The following is a 17929-nucleotide window of genomic DNA, read 5'->3' on the forward strand; positions in this document are numbered from 1 at the left end:
TGTAAAGTGAGCATAGCTTGGGTAAGGAGGAGCGAAATGACAAATTTAACCCCTTCAATGCGACTAAAAGTGAAAAGGGACACGTTTTTTCTCCCGGACCAAAACAGCAGTGTGTATTTTCGGAACAACGTAAATTCGTTCCGTATGGAAGGCAGTGCGATCGATCAGTGGGTTGAAAAGCTGATGCCGATGTTCAACGGGGAGTATACGCTGGGGGAGTTGACGAAAGGATTACCTGGTGCATACCGGGACAGGGTGTATGAAATTGCAGAAGTACTATATCAAAATGGGTATGTTAAGGATGTAAGCCAGGACCGCCCGCATCAATTGGAGGAAAAAGTTTTTAAGAAATTTGCTTCGCAAATCGAATTTTTGAATAGTTTTGGGAATTCCGGTGCATACCGTTTTCAAACCTTTCGTCAGGCTAAAGTGTTAGCAATTGGTTCTGGGGCTATTTTTGTCTCGCTCGTTTCAGCGTTAATTGAATCAGGTTTGTCCAAGGTCCACGTCTTGGTCACCGACTCGGTGCCAACCAATTGGTTGAGGTTAAAGGAATTGGTGGCTTATGCCCATAAAACAGACCCAGAGGTTGCAATAGAGGAGGTTCCTTTAAAGAACAAGAAGGAAAGTTTTTGGCGTGAGGTTGTACAGCCGTTTGATTCCATTTTGTATGTGTCACAAGGAGGAGAGGTAGAGGAACTACGTGTTCTTCATCAGGTTTGTAAGGATGAAAAGAAAGTGTTGCTCCCTGCCATTTGTCTACAACAGGTCGGTCTAGCAGGTCCGCTGGTGGATCCAGATTCTGATGGATGTTGGGAGTCTATGTGGCGCCGTATCCATCACACCGTATTTGGTAAAGAACAGCCATTAAACTCCTTTTCCCCCATAGTGGGAGCGATGTTGGCCAATGTGATCGTGTTTGAATTGTTTAAAAAGGTGACGGGTGTGTCCGAAATGGAACAGAAGAATCAATTTTTCCTGCTTAGAGTTGATACGTTGGAAGGTAACTGGCATTCATTCTTACCACATCCATTGTTAACAGGAGGTGTTGCAGCCGAATGGGTTCGCGATGCCGACCTCCGGCTTAAACAGAGATCAAATAGAGGTGAACTAAGTGAATTATTTTTGTTTTTTAGCCAATTGACATCAGCGGAATCAGGAATTTTCCATATTTGGGAGGAGGGGGATTTAAAGCAGCTGCCGCTCGCTCAATGCCGTGTTCAGGTAGTCGACCCGTTGTCAATTGGACCGGCTAAGCTGTTGCCAAGTATTGTATGTACAGAATTGACCCATCAGGGGGCACGTCGAGAAGCAGGTTTATCTGGTGTTGAAACGTATGTGTCACGAATGATTGACCTATTTACTGCGACATTACCTGTACATCAGGAAATAGAGAGCACTATGCAAAATCCCGATCAGTTTATAGGTGTCGGTGCGGGAGAAACGTTTACGGAGGCCGTTTGCCGTGGATTACAAAGGTGTTTGACCGAAGAGCTGAAAAAGTGTCAGACCGATCAAAAGTATTCGGTTTCCGCAGTGCAATTAACAGCTATAGAAGATGAACGTTGTCGCTTTTATTTACAGGCACTGACTACAATCCACGGGGCACCTAAAATCGGTTTAGGAGAGGAAGTGTCCGGCTTTCCTGTTGTATGGGTTGGTACGAACGGTTGCTGGTATAGCAGTGTAGGTTTGAATATAACATTAGCGTTTCAAAAAGCATTACAACAAGCGATAAAGGCAGAACAAAACGAAGAGGGTGGCATTACGACACAAGGGACGGAGTTTTCGTCAGTACTTTTGGATGAAAATGTACAGCGAAACCTTGTAATCGATCCGTGTGAAGAAACGTCACATTTCGAGGTTTTACAAACCGCCATCCAGGTCTTGAAACGGCACGGTAATCGACTATTGGTCTTTGAACTAGGAATCGAACCATTTTTTAAAGAGAAACTGGCAGGGGTATATGGCGTGTTGTTTCGAGAGGAGGAATCCTAGTGAGTGCTGAAGTCGTAATTGTTGGAGAGGGATTATTGGCAGACTACGTAAGCGGAGAACTGTCCAATCAATACGAGGTGGTTTGCCAACCCAATTTTAAGGCCGAAATTCCAGTAGCGACAAATTTGGTTTTAGTATTACATGATTCCTGGAATCCTTCCGTTCATCAAATGGCGGAAAAGGTATTGCGACCAAAAGGAATTACATGGATGCGAGGCTTTGTTTCATTTGGTGAGGGGGTGGTCGGGCCAGTAGTTCTTCTGGATACTCCAGGATGCTCCCAGTGTGCGGACTTGCGGCGTCTCATGGCAGGACGCGATCGTAAAGAGATGTGGGAGATTCAGAAGAACCTGGCTGCACAAGGTGAAATGTCGCGTGACGTATGGGCATCTCGCATGGGCCTCTTGCAAATGGCTTATTTGATCGTAGAGAAAGCACAAAGGGTGCTTCAAGGGAGTTTGGCTCACATGGAAGGTCGCATGTTTTTGGTTAACTTAAAAACACTGGAAAGTAAATCACACTTCGTTCTACCTGATTCTTTGTGTCCAGTTTGCAGCTCGGTTCCTGATGATTCAGCGACAGCAGCCAAAATTTCACTGAAGCCAATCCCAAAAATCAGCACCGACACATACCGCTGTCGATCGCTGGATGATCTAAATAAATTTTTGAGCAAAGACTATTTGGATCACCGGACTGGATTTTTAAATGGGAAAATGTACGACTTTACCCCCCCTTTCGCTGATGTAATCGTTAACCTACCGCTGTTCATGGGAGACGAAGGAGTAGCGGGCCGGACTCATTCTTATGCGGTAAGTGAGTTGACGGCGATATTAGAGGGATTGGAGCGGTTCTGTGGGATATCACCACGTGGAAAACGGACAGTAGTAAATGATAGTTTCCGTAACTTGAAAGATCAAGCTCTTAATCCGTTCAAAGTAGGGGTACATGCGAAAGAACAATATTCACGTCCTGGATTTCCATTTAAACCGTTTAACCCTGATCATCCAATAAATTGGGTATGGGGATATTCATTTTTACAAGAGCGTCCAATTTTGGTTCCAGAGTTACTTGCTTATTACAGTTTGGGCTGCGGCCAAGGATTTGTCTATGAAACTTCCAATGGATGTGCGTTAGGAGGAAGTTTGGAGGAAGCCATTTTCTACGGTATTTTGGAAGTAGTCGAGCGAGATTCGTTTCTGATGACTTGGTACGCGCAGCTGCCTCTACCGCGTCTTGACCCAAATTCTGTAAACGACCAAGAATTGCAGTTAATGGTCGATCGTGTGCGTACGGTGGCAGGATATGATCTGTATTTGTATAACTCGACGATGGAGCACGGAATTCCAAGTGTTTGTGCATTAGCAAAAAATAGGAAGCAAACAGGATTGAATATCATCTGTTCAGCTGGAGCTCATTTGGATCCAGTACGCGCAGTCAAAAGCGCGGTTCATGAGTTAGCTGGGATGATGCTGACGCTTGACGAAAAATTTGAGGCGAACCAAGAGAAGATTATGAGAATGTTACATGATTCTTCCTTGGTGAAACAAATGGATGATCATGGCATGCTGTATGGATTGCCGCAAGCGGAAGAGCGTTTACATTTTTTGCTGGATAATCATCGTCCGTTACGAACGTTTGGAGAAGAATTCAAGTGGAAGACGTCACATACAGATCTGACCGCTGATCTTATGGAGGTTCTTCAGGTGTTTCGCCATTTGAACCTTGATGTAATAGTGGTGGACCAGACAACTTCAGAAATCAAACGAAATGGACTGAATTGCGTAAAAGTGTTAATTCCAGGAATGCTACCGATGACTTTTGGACATCACCTTACTCGTGTAACAGGCCTAGATCGGGTGTTAAAGGTTCCATTGGATCTCGGATATGCGAAACAACCACTGACATATGAACAGCTCAATCGATATCCCCATCCGTTTCCATAAGGTGCAGTAATTAGGAGGGAGTAGCATGAATCTAGATGGTTTTATACACAATCTACATTTTAACATTGATAAGATAACGCCACCGGACTGGGAAGTGGACTGGGAAGATGCACCACTTGCATATAAACTCTACTGCGGCTTACCTGTTATTCCATTTTCGCTCGAAGTACCGCTGACGCTTGAAGATCGAAAAATAACTGAATTCCCTAATCAGAGTGAAATTGGGAATTTTTTATGGTATCTATACGGTCTTAATCAAGTTAGCCAGTCAGTTTTTACCTTTGATTTTTCAAAGCAAGCATCTGATTACATGCAATCATATCGGAGATTTGTTCCTTCTGGTGGAGCGTTATACCCAAACGAATTGTACGTGTATCTGAAGACAGAGGATTTGCCTGCTGGGGTGTACCATTATGACGTGGCACATCACCGCTTAGTGTTGTTGCGAGAAGGTAATTTCGATTCGTATATAGCTCGGGCCCTAGGTAATCGCTGTGACCTGTCGAATTGTTTTGGTACTGTATTTGTGTCGACTATGTTTTGGAAAAACTTCTTTAAATACAATAACTTTTCATATCGCCTGCAAGGGTTAGATGCTGGTGTACTGATTGGACAGTTAATAGAAGTGGCGAAGCGGTTTGGCTTTTCATTGCAGGTATATTTTCAATTTCTTGATCGGGCCATCAACCATCTACTTGGACTATCCGAACAGGAGGAGAGTGTATATACAGTTATCCCACTATCTGTAGAACCTCCAATTCAGGTAATGAACGGGAGTGACATAGATGAGAATGTTTCTGCAGCAGAATTGTGCCTAGACTTAAAAACGATTCAGTATGATCACTACGTCAGGTCTAAGAGGGTCAAAGAATATCCAATGTTAATTAAAATGAACGAAGGATCCATGCTAGAAACAACGCGATCGATTCGGCAAATGAAGGAGAAAGTAAGCATGGATCATGGTAGTCAAACGGTTTCATTGCCTCACGTAAAGCGGTTATCATATGATCTAGCAGCCGTTTGCCGAAAACGTTTTTCACCGGACATGGATTTTATTTTAGGAAAGGTCAGTCAAGTGCAACTCGCCACACTAATGCAGGAGGCGATTTCTTCCTTCTCGTATGTAAATGATTTAGATGGAACAAAAAAGATGTACGGACCCAATGTCTCACTTTATGTCTGTTTATATAATGTTGAGGGCATTCCGAATGGAGCTTATCATTATGACAGCAAAGCTCATGTGTTACGACAAGTACAACTTGGAGATTATCGACTCCAATTGCAAGCTGGAATGTCTGCAGATAATGTGAATTTGTTTCAAGTACCTCTCTGTCTACATGTTGCAGGCGATAAAGATCACTATAAAACTGAGCTGGGAAACAGAGGATATCGAATACAACAGATGGAAGCGGGCATAATTGTACAACGATTACTGTTAGTGGCCTCAGCTATCGGAATGGGAGGACATCCGATCCTTGGATTTGAAGCGAACGTGTGTGATGAGATTTATAAGATGGATTTAGAAGGGAAAACGAGCTTAATTCAAATCCCAATCGGTCCTTTTCGACCTCGCCCCTGGTTAAGAGGAAGTTTGCAGAGCTAAGTAAGGAAGAAGGAAGGTATATAATAAATAAATGACTATCCGTAGCTTTGTATCCTGTCGAGGCTGGCTCAAATTGGTCGCTAATGCGACCTTTTGAGGATCTTCCTTTTACACTCCTAAACATAAAATTGCTGTATATAATTTAGCAATTAAAACGAATGGGCTAGGCCCGATAAGAGCGTAAGCATAATTACAGAAGATTGATAAGGAGCCTGCATATTTAAATTTGGACAGGCTCCCTTTACAAGAAACATGTGGCTAGCTAATTTTTTACTGTAGGTTAGCCTTATTTAGTTATTTCATGTCTGCGGCAAAAACAATTCCTGCATCCTTTCTTGCAGCTTCGAGTACTTGCATAACGGAATAACTATAGTCTAGTAATTCATAACAAAGATCTAGATCTTTTTCCTTGTAAATCTTATTAAACGCCACTAACTCATAATACAATTTGTTAGGGTTGGTTTGCGCATTTAGTTCGATTTCTTGATCATCGGAATGAACGATAATCTTCAGGCAACCGTTTGCTCCATGTTCTACATGCAAATACCCTTTTTCTCCTTGAATAAGGACAAAATTCAGACTCTGTGTATCTTTACAACCGACGCACTCCGCGATAAATTCCTCGTATTTTAATACTAATACTCCCGATGTATCTATTCCATTAGCATGTTTATTTGCTGTATAGCTAATAGATTGTGGAGTTCCAAATAGGTTCATTACAAAATGTAGATTATAAATATTTATATCGACTAAGGCTCCACCTGAAAAAACGGGATTAAACACATTTGGTGTTTCACCGCTAAGAAGCTGATTATATCGACTAGAATACTGACTGTAGTTACACTGAATAAACTTTATTGGTCCAAGTCGTTCAATATTTTCTTTGATCAATTGATAATTAGGCAAATGAATCGTCGTAATTGCTTCAAATAAAAACAACTGATTTTCTTTAGCGAGTGTCATCAAGCTCTCCAGTTCAGATACCGTTGAAGTAAAAGGCTTTTCACATATGACATGTTTACCGTTTTGAAGTGTTTTAGATGAGTGTTCATAATGAAGACTATTTGGAGAGGCAATGTAGACAAAGTCAATCGTTGGGTCTTGTAGCATCTTATCTACGTCCGTATAAATACTTGGAATGTTATATTTTTCAGCTAATGGTTTTGCCGTGTTTTCCTTGCGAGAATATAACGCAACGCATGAAGCATCTTTAATGTTTTCTAATCCTGAAAGGAAAGCATCTACAATCCTTCCCGTTCCAATGGTAGCAATTTTCATTTGAATCATCCTCCATTTACAAATTGCAAATTTGTAGTTATTACTCTATTTTCTAAAATCTCTTACACGTATATTCTCACTTCTTTTAAGATAAGGCAAATCATAGTTTTGCAATCCTCGTATTTTTAAGTATATTCATATCGTTCGACGTAAATCTTTCTTTTTCGATTCATATCTATCAAGTTATGTCGAGAGTTAATCGATTTTTCTGAAAAGAAAGATATTGACGAAACTACAGGTAGCATCTATAATACGTTATATAACGTTATAACTTTAAATGAGATGTTATAACATATTTTGATAGTAAAGGGGGATAGGTGGTTACAGTAACAAATAAAAATTTTATTGGGGGAATAGTATATGCCTACAAATGAACAAGTAAAGGTTTTAAGCCAAGTCCAAGAAGTATTAGACATTGTCAAAGAACGGAAAATTGAAAATGTATTTTTTGTAGCTTGTGGTGGTTCATCTGCACTTATGTATCCTAGTAAATATGTTCTTGACCGTGAAGCAAAAACAATCAAATCTGACTTATATAGTTCTAATGAATTTATTCATAGAAATCCTGTAACATTAGGAAAGAACTCACTCGTTATTCTATGTTCTCTAGAAGGGAAAACTCCTGAAACAGTCTATGCAGCACAGTTTGCTAAAGAAAAAGGAGCACTAACAGTAGGTTTGACTAATGATTTAGGATCTTTAATAGCAAGAGATGTTGATTGTGCTGTAAAGTTTGAATTTGGTGATGAAGCACAGGCATTCAATACAAACTATAGTATTATGTACCAACTTACAATGGGACTATTACATATAGTCGAAGGAAATGATAAGTTTGATAAAATGTTAACGAGTCTATCGAACTTACAAACTGTTTACGACAAGGTGAAGGTCGCTGTAAAGGAGGAAGCCTTAAAGTTTGGTGAAGATTATAAGGATGAAAAAGTAATTTATACAATTGGAAGTGGAGCTAACTATGGAGTTGCCTATGCATTCTCAATTTGTATACTAATGGAAATGCAATGGATTCATTCACACGCTATTCATGCAGGAGAATATTTCCACGGCCCATTTGAAATCCTTGATGAAAGTGTTCCGTTTATTCATTTATTAGGTCTGGATGAAACTCGTCCATTAGAAGAACGTGCACTTGAATTTGCCAAACGTTATGGGAAGAAATTGATCGTTTTAGATGCAAAAGAATATGACTTTGATGGAATTGATGAAGAAGTAAAAGGATACATTGCCCCTCTTGTATTGAACTATGTATTACGTGTTTACGCCAATGCAATAGCTGACGCTCGTAATCATCCACTCTCAACTAGAAGATACATGTGGAAAGTAGACTACCATTTGCCAATTGATTAATCGATATTTTGATTTTGTTCTGAATATGAAAGTTATTTAACTTTTATATTCAGAACATTTACAATTTTTTTAAAATATAAGGAGGGAATATATAAATGAAAAGGCTTACATTTGCTTTTTTAATGGTGTTGTTCTTACTTATTATTGGTGCTTGTTCAGACACGACAAACTCTGATTCATCTACTGATTCAAATTCTTCATCAAATACAGACTCAGGAGAAGCGACTGAAACTCAAGAGACTGTAACATTAAACTTTTTCCATCGTTGGCCAAACGATCCTCATAATCAATATTTTAAAGATGTTGTAGCGGAATTTGAAAAAGAGAACCCACATATCAAAATTGAAACAGAAGCGGTATTAAATGACTCATACAAAGATAAAGTGAGAGTGTTACTTGGAACATCGACAAACATTCCAGATGTTTACTTTTCATGGAGTGGTGAATTCGGACATAACTTTGTACGAGCAGGTAAAGCCCTTGATCTAACTCCTTATTTAGAAGAAGACACAGAGTGGAAGAATTCATTTGTTGAAACACAGCTGGGACCATTCAGCTTAGATGAAAAACAATACGGGGCTCCTTGGGCAATGGGAGGAAAAGCGTTCTTTTATAACAAAGACATCTTTGCAGAATTAGGCTTAGAAGTTCCTAAAACTTGGGATGAGTTTATCACGGTGCTTGATAAAATAAGTGCAACTGACTATACACCAATTGCTTTTGGAAATAAAGCACCTTGGGCTGTATCTCACTATATTGGTACATTAAATCAAAAGTTAGTAGATCATGAACAAAGAATGACAGATTATGAAGCTGCTACAGGGGAGTTTACGGATCCTGGTTATGTCGAAGCGATGGAAAAATTAAACGAATTGTCGCCATATTTTAATGATAGTCCTAACTCGCTTGAGCATCAATTTGCTAGAGAAATGTTTATTAATGGTCAGGCTGCTATGGCCTATTTAGAAATGGGTGAAACGAGACTAGTAGAACCTGAAGCCGATTTCAAGCTAGGATTTTTTGATTTCCCAACTCTTGATAATGAACAAGGGGAAGCTGGTTATATTTCAGGAGGCCCAGAAGGATTTATGGTATCTGCTACCACAGAACATCCAGAAGAAGCTGTTGCATTTGTAAAGTTCCTAACATCGAAAGAAATGGGTGAAAAGCTACTATCTGATGTTGGTCTCTTTAGTGCAATTAAAGGAGCAGTTAATGAAAGCAATTCAACGGAGTTACAACGAGAAGCGGTTGATGTCATTCTAAATGCAAAAGGTATTGCTTTATGGCTTGATACTGATATCAATATTTCGGTTGTTGATGCATATTTAAGTGGAGCTCAATTAATGCTTACTGGTGATAAAACACCACAGGATGTCATCAACGATGTACAAAAAGTAGCAGAATCAATTAAGTAAATTTGCTACAATGTAGATATGGGTGGAGTCGAATGACTCCACCATAAAAAAAGGGGGTACTTCTGTTGAAACTAAAAAAATTAACCCCATATTTATACTTGGGTCCTTGTATTATAATGTTACTTGTATTCGTTTATATCCCGATTATTCGAAATATTGAATATAGTTTATTTGAATGGAGTGTCTTTTCCCCTGATAAAACATTTGTAGGATTAAAAAATTTTATTGTTTTATTTCAGGATACTGTGTTCTATACCGCTTTGAAGAATAATTTTCTTTATGCAGTCATTTCTGTTGTCTTCCAAGTAGGTGGTGGTTTAATTGTAGCTGCAATGTTGGAGGACAAGCTGGTCAGACGCTTATCCCCGATTTTTCGAACAATGTATTTCTTACCGGTTATTATTTCCATTACGGTCATTGCATTGTTATTTGATTTCTTCTATAACCCACAAGTAGGGCTACTTAATAAGTTTCTCGAAGGGATTGGTTTAGAAAATTTAACGAGAGCGTGGCTTGGTGAAACAGGAACAGCTATTTATTCTGTAATAGCAGTATCACAATGGCAAAGTATCGGATATATTATGATGTTATATATTGTCGCCATTCAAAAAATACCCTCTGAATTGTATGAAGCAGCAGAAATTGATGGAGCATCAAAAATTCAACAATTTTTTTCTGTTACTGTTCCTCAAGTAAAAGAAATGACATTTGTCGTAACGTTAGTAACTGTGACACAAGCTTTTACAGTATTTAATGAACCATATATTTTAACAGGAGGAGGACCTGGAAATTCCTCTCAAGTTCTAGGAACTTACTTATACCAGAATGCATTTTCTCGTGATGCCATGGGCTATGCAGCAGCAATTGCAACCGTTGTATTAGTCATTACATTGTTAATTTCTTTAATTCAAATTAAATTGTTTAAAACAGGAAAGGAGGAATAAGTTTTGGGTACAAATGTAAACATCAATATTGAAAAAAAGCCAAATGTAGTTCCTCCTAAAAGAAAGAAGCCTCACCCAAAGAAGGTGGTTGGTGTTACTTCTGTATATTTATTTTTAATCATCTATTTTATAATTATAGCTTATCCATTATTTTGGATGATAACAAATTCATTAAAAGAAACTAGCGAAATTTATGGGAATAGCTGGGCTCTACCGTCTAGTTGGTTATTCGAAAACTATGTAACTGCATGGAATAAAGGGATTTCCAGTTACTTTTTAAATAGTGTCATTGTAACGACTGTTACATGTGTATTAACCGTCTTTTTAAGTGCATTAGGAGCATATGGATTAGCTCGTTTTCACTTTAAAGGAAAAACATTTTTATTAATATTTTGTTTAGGTGGTTTGATGCTCTCCCCCCAAGTAAGTTTAGTACCACTTTATAACTTGGTACAAGCGTTTGGGATTCACAATACACATTGGGCGTTAATCCTACCTTATGTAGCTTATCGTATTCCATTTACTATATTATTAATACGAGCTTATTTTCTTTCGATACCAAAAGAATTAGAAGAATCAGCCGTATTAGACGGTTGTTCACATGTGGGTGTATTTTTTAGAATATTCCTTCCATTAAGTGTCCCGATTTTAGTCACAGCAATGATCTTAACAGCTTACTTCTCTTGGAATGAGTTTATGTTTGCGATTATTTTCATTGATAGTGAAAGCCTTAAAACAGTCCCAGCAGGTCTTATGCAATTTAGAGATGCGCTTGAAACAAATTGGGGAGTATTATTAGCGGGGTTAACGATCTCAGCAGCTCCAATTGTCATCTTATTTTTGTTTATGCAAAAGTACTTTGTGAGAGGACTAACGAGTGGAAGTGTAAAAGGGTAAGAACTTCTAGTGAGGTGTTGATAAAGATGAAATTATTGGCTATTGGAGATAATGTTGTAGATTACTATAAAGATAAAGAAATGATTTACCCTGGTGGAAATGCATTAAACGTAGCTGTACTAAGTAAAAGATATGGTACAGAAAAGAGTTCATATATGGGTATCATAGGAAATGACTTACCGGCAAAGCATGTGCTGGAGACATTGAAAAAGGAAGATATCGATGTAACGAAAATAAGACAGGCATTTGGAGAAAATGGGATGGCAGTTGTCACACTGAACGAAGAAGGAGACCGGATCTTTTTAAAGGGAAATAAAGGTGGAATTCAAAAGTATATTTCCTTACGTTTAACAGAAGAAGATTATGAGTATGTCAAGGCTCACGACCAAGTGCATTCTAGTGTTTATAGTTATTTTGAACATAATCTTCCAGAGCTTAGCAAGGTTATTGATATTTCTTTTGATTTTTCAACGCGAAGAGATCAGGAGTATTTAGACCTTGTATGTCCATATATTAAACAGGCTTACTTTTCTGGTAATGATTTAGAGAGACAGGAATGTGAGAAATTAATCGAAGTTGTTCATTCATATGGTGTTGAAATCGTTGGAGTAACAAGGGGAAGTGAAGGAGCGCTATTTTCAAAAAATGGGATAAAATATGAGCAATCGATTATTCCTATAGATGTAGTCGATACGTTAGGAGCTGGAGATTCGTTTATAGCTAAATTTATCGTTGAAAACTTCGAACATGGTAACATGGAAATCGCGTTGTTAGAGGCTGCAAAAGCAGCTGCAAAAACTTGTACTATTTTTGGAGCGTTTGGTTATGGATTAGCTTTTTCTAGGAACGAAAGTGCTCGATTATAAAATATATAAAGTTTTATAAAACGATACCTCTTAGGTAGACTAAAAGCTACTAGGGGGTATTTTTGTGTATTCGTATACCAAGTGTTGTGTTATAACTAAGAATATATGTAGACAATTAGAATGATGTAAATTATGATAAATATTAAGAATACAACAGTGATAACCCTTACATTCTGAATATTCTCATTATTTGACAACCTACTACTACTAGTTATTCAAGCTATAAAATTATAATGTTGTCTAGAAAAAGGGGGAGACTTGATGAAAATGAAAAAATTTTTAGTTTTTGTTTATAGTGCTCTTATTCTATTAATATTTGTAGGCTGCTCGAGTGAGTCTACTAAAACAAGTTCTGAAGAAGATTATATTACGTTAAAATTCTTTCACAGATGGCAAAGTGACCCTCATCATCAATATTTTAAAGGTGTAGTAGCACAATTTGAGAAGGAAAACCCTCATATTAAAATTGCAATGGAAGCAGTAGCAAATGAAGCATATAAAGATAAAGTGAGGGTTTTACTTGGTACGAGCTCTAATATTCCTGATGTGTTTTTTTCATGGAGTGGTGAATTTATCCACAATTTTGTAAGGGCTAATAAAGTCCTTGATTTAAGTCCTTATTTAGCTGAGGATACAAATTGGGCTGCTTCATTTGTTGAAACACAACTGGAACCGTTTAGCCTAGAGGATAAACAATATGCAGCGCCGTGGCAAATGGGAGGAAAGGCTTTTTTTTATAATAAAAATTTGTTTAGAGAACTAAATTTGGAACCTCCTAGTACTTGGGAAGAATTCTTAACTGTACTTGATAAAATAAGTACAACTGAATATACACCGATTGCATTTGGGAGTAGAGCACCATGGGCCGTATCTCACTACATTGGGGCATTAAATCAAAAGTTAGTCGATCATGATACTAGAATGTCTGATTATGATCGTGAAACGGGTGACTTTACTGATCCAGGATACATAAAAGCACTGGAAAAACTGACAAAATTGTCGAAATACTTTAATGACAACCCTAACTCTCTTGACCATCAATTTGCTAGAGAGATGTTTAGTAGTGGACAAGCAGCCATCGTATATTTAGAATTGAGCGAATTGCGGTTTGTCGAACCGGTAGCTGAATTTGAACTAGGCTTCTTTGATTTTCCTGAATTGGATGAGGAGAAAGGAAGACCGGGTTATATTTCTGGAGGGCCAGAAGGTTTTGTCGTTTCTTCCACTACAAAGCATCCAGAGGAAGCTATAGAGTTTTTAAAATTTCTAACATCAAGAGAAATGGGAGAAAAGTTGCTTGCTGATGTTGGTTTTTATAGTGCGATTAAGGGAGCTGTTAATGAAGACAATTCGACGCCATTACAACTAGAGGCTGTTGACATTCTCTTAAATGCCGAAGGAATGGCATTATGGCTTGATACGGATATGGATATTGCGGTAGTGGATGCTTATTTAAGTGGCACTGAATTGTTATTAACAGGTAATAAAACCCCTCAAGACGTGATGGTTGAAGTGCAGCGCGCTGCTAAATCAATAAGGTAAAAATCCTAAGATTTCATGTTGAAAAAAATGTACTGTTCTTGAACTAGGTTTAATATAAAATGATCAGGTCTTATTCGAAACTAGGACCTGATCATTTTTATTAATTATTTGCTGTGTTTATTGTAAATTTTGCTCGATCTGCCCGAAGATATAGAAAAGAAGTGTGAACGGGCACCTTATTCACATCATAAGCAACCTTTTCGATAAAGTATAAAGGTTGACCTAAATCACATTTCAAATACTTGGATTGCTCAGCATCGGCCAAAACAACATTTATTGTTTTCGTATTACTAGCGAACTTCACACCGTATTTTTTTGAGAGGGTTCCATACGTTGATTTCGATTGCGTAATATATTCTTGCAAGTTTTGAAATCTCTCAAGTGGGTAATGCGCAATTTCTAAGACGAATGGCTCGTCATCTATATATAGGAGACGTTTTAGTTGGAGCAAGGGAGAGTCTTCGTTTACATTTAACATTTCATATAGTTCTGAATTCCCCTCTACCTCGTCACATGATAGAATTTGTGAATTAGGCTTCTCGCCTGATTCGATAATATGCTCCGAAAAACCATTTACAGAAATCAGTTCTCTTTTTAAAATTTTTTCCTTAACAAAAGTTCCTTTCCCCTGTTGTCTTTTTAAGAAACCTTCTTCCACTAAATCAGATACTGCTCTTCTAGCTGTAATTCGACTAACTCCATATATATTGCAAAGCTCAACTTCTGTTGGAAGCTGCTGGTTATGTTTATAATGTCCATTATTAATTTCTGATTTGATAATATCTTTCAATTGGACATATAAAGGTATTGAACTCGAATTATTTAGTTTCATTAGAATCACCTCTTGATTAAATTATATCAATAATTATGGATATACATAAAATAATAAGACAGTAAAAAGTATATATAAATTAAAAATAACAGCTTTGATTATCGGAATACACTTTGTATGTTGATATATTTCATATAAAGATATAAAATATATTATAACATTATATAACGTATTGTAGTAGCCTTAAATTAAAATTCTTAGTGAAAAAGTTATACCGAATCAATAGTTAGAGAAGGTGAAGTGATGGATGCTGAAACAAGTTGGCATATTTCTTGCAATATATAAGTGTGAATGGGAATAAATTTACTTTGAAAGGGAGTTAAATTAATGAAAAATTATATTCAAGAGTTAGAGATGTTGGATAAAAAGCACTTTCTTCATCCGACTTCTTCGATCCAACAACAACAACAAAATGGCCCTAGTTTTATCTTTACGAAGGGTGATGGAGTCTTTTTAGAAGACATCAAAGGAAATCGAATTATTGATGGGATGTCGTCTTTGTGGAATGTTAACATTGGGCACGGCAGAACTGAAATGGGTCAAGTCGCAATGGAACAAATGTCGAAATTAGCGTTCAGTTCTTGTTTTGCCACCTTTAGTAATGAACCAGCGATCAAGCTAGCTGCTAAACTAGCACAACTCTCACCTGGTCATTTATCGGCAACGTTTTTTACTTCAGGTGGATCAGAATCCAATGATACGGCCTATAAGCTGGCAAGACATTATTGGATTTTAAAAGGAAAACAAAATAAACAAAAGATTATTACGAGAACCAAGTCGTATCATGGAGTCGCAATGGGAGCGACTAGTGCCACAGGATTAAAGCCGTTTCGGGATTTTACGAATTCATTAGCGCCTGATTTTCATTATGTAAATCACTTTTCGCCGACTGCTTTACGTGAGTTGATTGAGAAAGAAGGTCCAGATACGATTGCAGCCTTTGTCGCTGAACCTGTCCAAGGAGCTGGGGGCGTCCATCCCGCACCTGAGAATTATTTTAAAGAGGTAAGAAAAATTTGTGACCAATATGGAATTTTATTGATTACTGACGAAGTCATTACTGGTTTTGGGCGAACTGGAACTTACTTTGGGATTGAACATTACGGTGTGGTTCCTGATATGATGTGCTTTGCCAAAGGGGTGACTAGCGGTTATGCACAGCTAGGCGGTGTGATGATTTCAGAACAAATCCACAAAGATTTTACTGAGCTCTCAACAGGTACGTTACTACATGGCTATACGTACAGTGGTCATGCAATGGCATGTCAGATTGCGTTAAAAAATCTAGAAATTATCGAAAATGAAAACTTAATAGAAAATGCAAAACAAATGGGACACAAAATGCTGGCTGGATTTAAGTGGTTGCAAAGTAATCATAATCTGATTGGAGAAGTAAGAGGCCTTGGGTTAATGGGAGCGATTGAAATCGTAAAAGATAAAGAAACGAATGAACGATATGCATCTCCTCTAGCTCCACTGATAGTTGCAGAAGCAGCAAAACGTGGTCTTGTTGTTAGGTCAGTCGTATTTGACGGGCAAGATACACTGGTGTTTGCACCACCATTAGTGATCAACGAGAAGGAAATCAATCAAATGATTATGATTTTGTCAGAAACGTTTTCAGCGATAGAAAATCAAGAAAATATTAAGTTATAAGTCCGCCTTGAAACGATAAATTAACGATTGAACATTTAACTAAAGTCGTCTAGCACTAAAAAAGCTTTCACCTCATAGATAATCCAAACAACAAAACATGTTAAGGATGTAAGTTTTTTTGAGATCCGAGCTATGTATTTTAGAAGAGGAGGAATTACAAATGAAGAAACATCTATTTATAAATGGAGAATGGATAGAAGCCCAAAAATATACGTCACTGAAAGCTCCTTATAGCGGCGAAGAAATCATACAAGTAGCTACAGCAAATGAAGAAGAGGTAGAACTGGCATTAGAAGCCGCATATCAAGCAAGAGAAACGATGGCTAAATTACCGAGTCATCGGCGTGCAACTATACTAGAAAATGTCGCTAGATTACTAGACGAAAGAAAAGAGAAAGCTGCTGAAATTATCGCTATTGAGGCAGCAAAACCTATTACGATTGCAATGGGAGAAGTCCAACGAACCATTCAAACGTATAAATTTTCAGCAGAAGAAGCAAAACGGATTCACGGTGAAACATTACCACTAGATGCAGCACCTGGTGGGGAAGGAAGGGTGGCCTATACTGTTCACGAACCAATAGGTGTTATTGGAGCAATCACTCCATTTAACTTTCCTATGAATCTAGTTGCACATAAAGTAGGACCAGCACTTGCTGCAGGGAACACCGTTGTCTTAAAGCCAGCGAACCAAACTCCATTGTCTGCCTATTTTATTGCAGAATTATTTCATGAAGCTGGCTTACCTGCGGGAGTTCTAAATGTTGTAACGGGAAGTGGCTCATTGATTGGAGAAAAAATTGTAAAAGATGAGCGGGTTAGTAAAATCTCGTTTACCGGAAGTCCTACGGTGGGCATTGGGATCCGCAATAAAGCTGGTTTGAAACGAGTGACATTGGAACTCGGCTCAAATGCTGCTGTCATTATAGATAAAGGGGTCAACCTTGATAAAATTATCAATCGATGTGTAACTGGGGCATTTTCATTTCAAGGTCAAGTGTGTATTTCTTTACAACGGGTTTACGTACTTGAGGAAATGTATGAAGCCTTTGTAGAGAAGTTTGTAGAAAAGACAAAACAATTAAAGATTGGAGAACCACTAAAGGCAACTACTGATATTTCTGCGCTCATCAGTCCTAAAGATGTAGAGAGGGCGTTAACTTGGATTAATGAAGCGGAACAAAATGGAGCGAAAGTAGCTGTTGGAGGAACAGTTCAAGGCAATGTTTTAATGCCGACCGTTTTACTAGAAGTAGATCCTTCCCAAAAGGTTTCTTGCCAAGAAGTTTTTGCTCCTATTGTTCTTATTAATAAAGTGAAGAATGTAAATGAAGCCATTGCATTAGTAAATGAATCTAGATATGGATTGCAAGCAGGAATTTATACAGAAAATATTCATACCGCTCTACATGCTGCAGAACATTTACATGTAGGCGGAGTGTTAATCAATGATATTCCAACATTCCGTGTCGACCATATGCCATACGGCGGAGTAAAAGAAAGTGGAGTAGGACGAGTAGGAGTAAAATATGCAATTGAGGAAATGACAGAAAAGAAGCTAGTCATTTTTAATCGGAATTAATTAAA

The 17929-nt window shown here is 38.0% G+C and carries 13 protein-coding genes; 11 read left to right on the top strand and 2 right to left on the bottom strand.

Features of this window, described 5'->3' with window-relative positions:
- The first annotated feature begins 36 nt into the window (after positions 1-36).
- The 3 genes from J0N78_RS13390 to J0N78_RS13400 are packed head-to-tail and all read left to right on the top strand — an operon-like array spanning position 37 to position 5544.
- Positions 37-1998, top strand: a complete 1962-nt coding sequence (locus tag J0N78_RS13390; protein ID WP_209123615.1) for a putative thiazole-containing bacteriocin maturation protein — start codon at positions 37-39, stop codon at positions 1996-1998.
- On the top strand, positions 1998-3941 hold the full coding sequence (locus J0N78_RS13395) for a TOMM precursor leader peptide-binding protein (protein WP_209123616.1): 1944 nt from the start codon (positions 1998-2000) through the stop codon (positions 3939-3941). The genes J0N78_RS13390 and J0N78_RS13395 overlap by 1 nt, the downstream gene beginning before the upstream one ends.
- A 25-nt stretch (positions 3942-3966) precedes the next feature.
- Positions 3967-5544 carry a SagB/ThcOx family dehydrogenase gene (locus tag J0N78_RS13400; protein ID WP_209123617.1) on the top strand — a complete coding sequence of 526 codons (1578 nt, stop codon included), beginning with the start codon at positions 3967-3969 and terminating at the stop codon, positions 5542-5544.
- 294 nt (positions 5545-5838) lie between these two features.
- Here the strand turns inward: J0N78_RS13400 and J0N78_RS13405 are convergent, their stop codons facing one another.
- Complete coding sequence (locus J0N78_RS13405) at positions 5839-6822, bottom strand: Gfo/Idh/MocA family protein (RefSeq protein ID WP_209123618.1); 984 nt, start codon at positions 6820-6822, stop codon at positions 5839-5841.
- A gap of 360 nt (positions 6823-7182) precedes the next feature.
- On the opposite strand from J0N78_RS13405, the gene J0N78_RS13410 reads away from it, so the two are divergent.
- From J0N78_RS13410 to J0N78_RS13435, 6 genes are all read left to right on the top strand, one after another.
- On the top strand, positions 7183-8187 hold the full coding sequence (locus tag J0N78_RS13410) for an SIS domain-containing protein (protein ID WP_209123619.1): 1005 nt from the start codon (positions 7183-7185) through the stop codon (positions 8185-8187).
- Positions 8188-8282: 95 nt separating this feature from the next.
- Complete coding sequence (locus J0N78_RS13415) at positions 8283-9605, top strand: ABC transporter substrate-binding protein (RefSeq protein ID WP_209123620.1); 1323 nt, start codon at positions 8283-8285, stop codon at positions 9603-9605.
- A gap of 116 nt (positions 9606-9721) precedes the next feature.
- Complete coding sequence (locus J0N78_RS13420) at positions 9722-10549, top strand: carbohydrate ABC transporter permease (RefSeq protein WP_374193912.1); 828 nt, start codon at positions 9722-9724, stop codon at positions 10547-10549.
- A gap of 27 nt (positions 10550-10576) precedes the next feature.
- Entirely contained in the window at positions 10577-11446 is an 870-nt protein-coding gene (locus J0N78_RS13425) for a carbohydrate ABC transporter permease (protein WP_307794936.1), read from the top strand.
- Between the two features lie 26 nt (positions 11447-11472).
- Positions 11473-12312 (top strand): PfkB family carbohydrate kinase, encoded by an 840-nt coding sequence (locus J0N78_RS13430; RefSeq protein ID WP_209123621.1) that lies wholly within the window; start codon positions 11473-11475, stop codon positions 12310-12312.
- Positions 12313-12579: 267 nt separating this feature from the next.
- A complete protein-coding gene (locus tag J0N78_RS13435; protein ID WP_209123706.1) occupies positions 12580-13854 on the top strand; it encodes an ABC transporter substrate-binding protein in 1275 nt (424 codons plus the stop codon).
- Between the two features lie 100 nt (positions 13855-13954).
- Here J0N78_RS13435 and J0N78_RS13440 read toward each other — a convergent pair whose 3' ends face one another.
- Complete coding sequence (locus J0N78_RS13440; RefSeq protein ID WP_209123622.1) at positions 13955-14686, bottom strand: GntR family transcriptional regulator; 732 nt, start codon at positions 14684-14686, stop codon at positions 13955-13957.
- A gap of 327 nt (positions 14687-15013) precedes the next feature.
- Between J0N78_RS13440 and J0N78_RS13445 the strand changes: the two genes are divergently transcribed.
- Both J0N78_RS13445 and J0N78_RS13450 read left to right on the top strand, forming a co-directional pair.
- On the top strand, positions 15014-16342 hold the full coding sequence (locus J0N78_RS13445) for an aminotransferase family protein (RefSeq protein ID WP_209123623.1): 1329 nt from the start codon (positions 15014-15016) through the stop codon (positions 16340-16342).
- Between the two features lie 160 nt (positions 16343-16502).
- Positions 16503-17924 (top strand): aldehyde dehydrogenase family protein, encoded by a 1422-nt coding sequence (locus J0N78_RS13450; RefSeq protein WP_209123624.1) that lies wholly within the window; start codon positions 16503-16505, stop codon positions 17922-17924.
- Positions 17925-17929: the final 5 nt, after the last annotated feature.

It is taken from the genome of Alkalihalobacillus sp. BA299 (assembly GCF_017745675.1).
Lineage (GTDB): Bacteria > Bacillota > Bacilli > Bacillales > Bacillaceae_F > Alkalihalobacterium.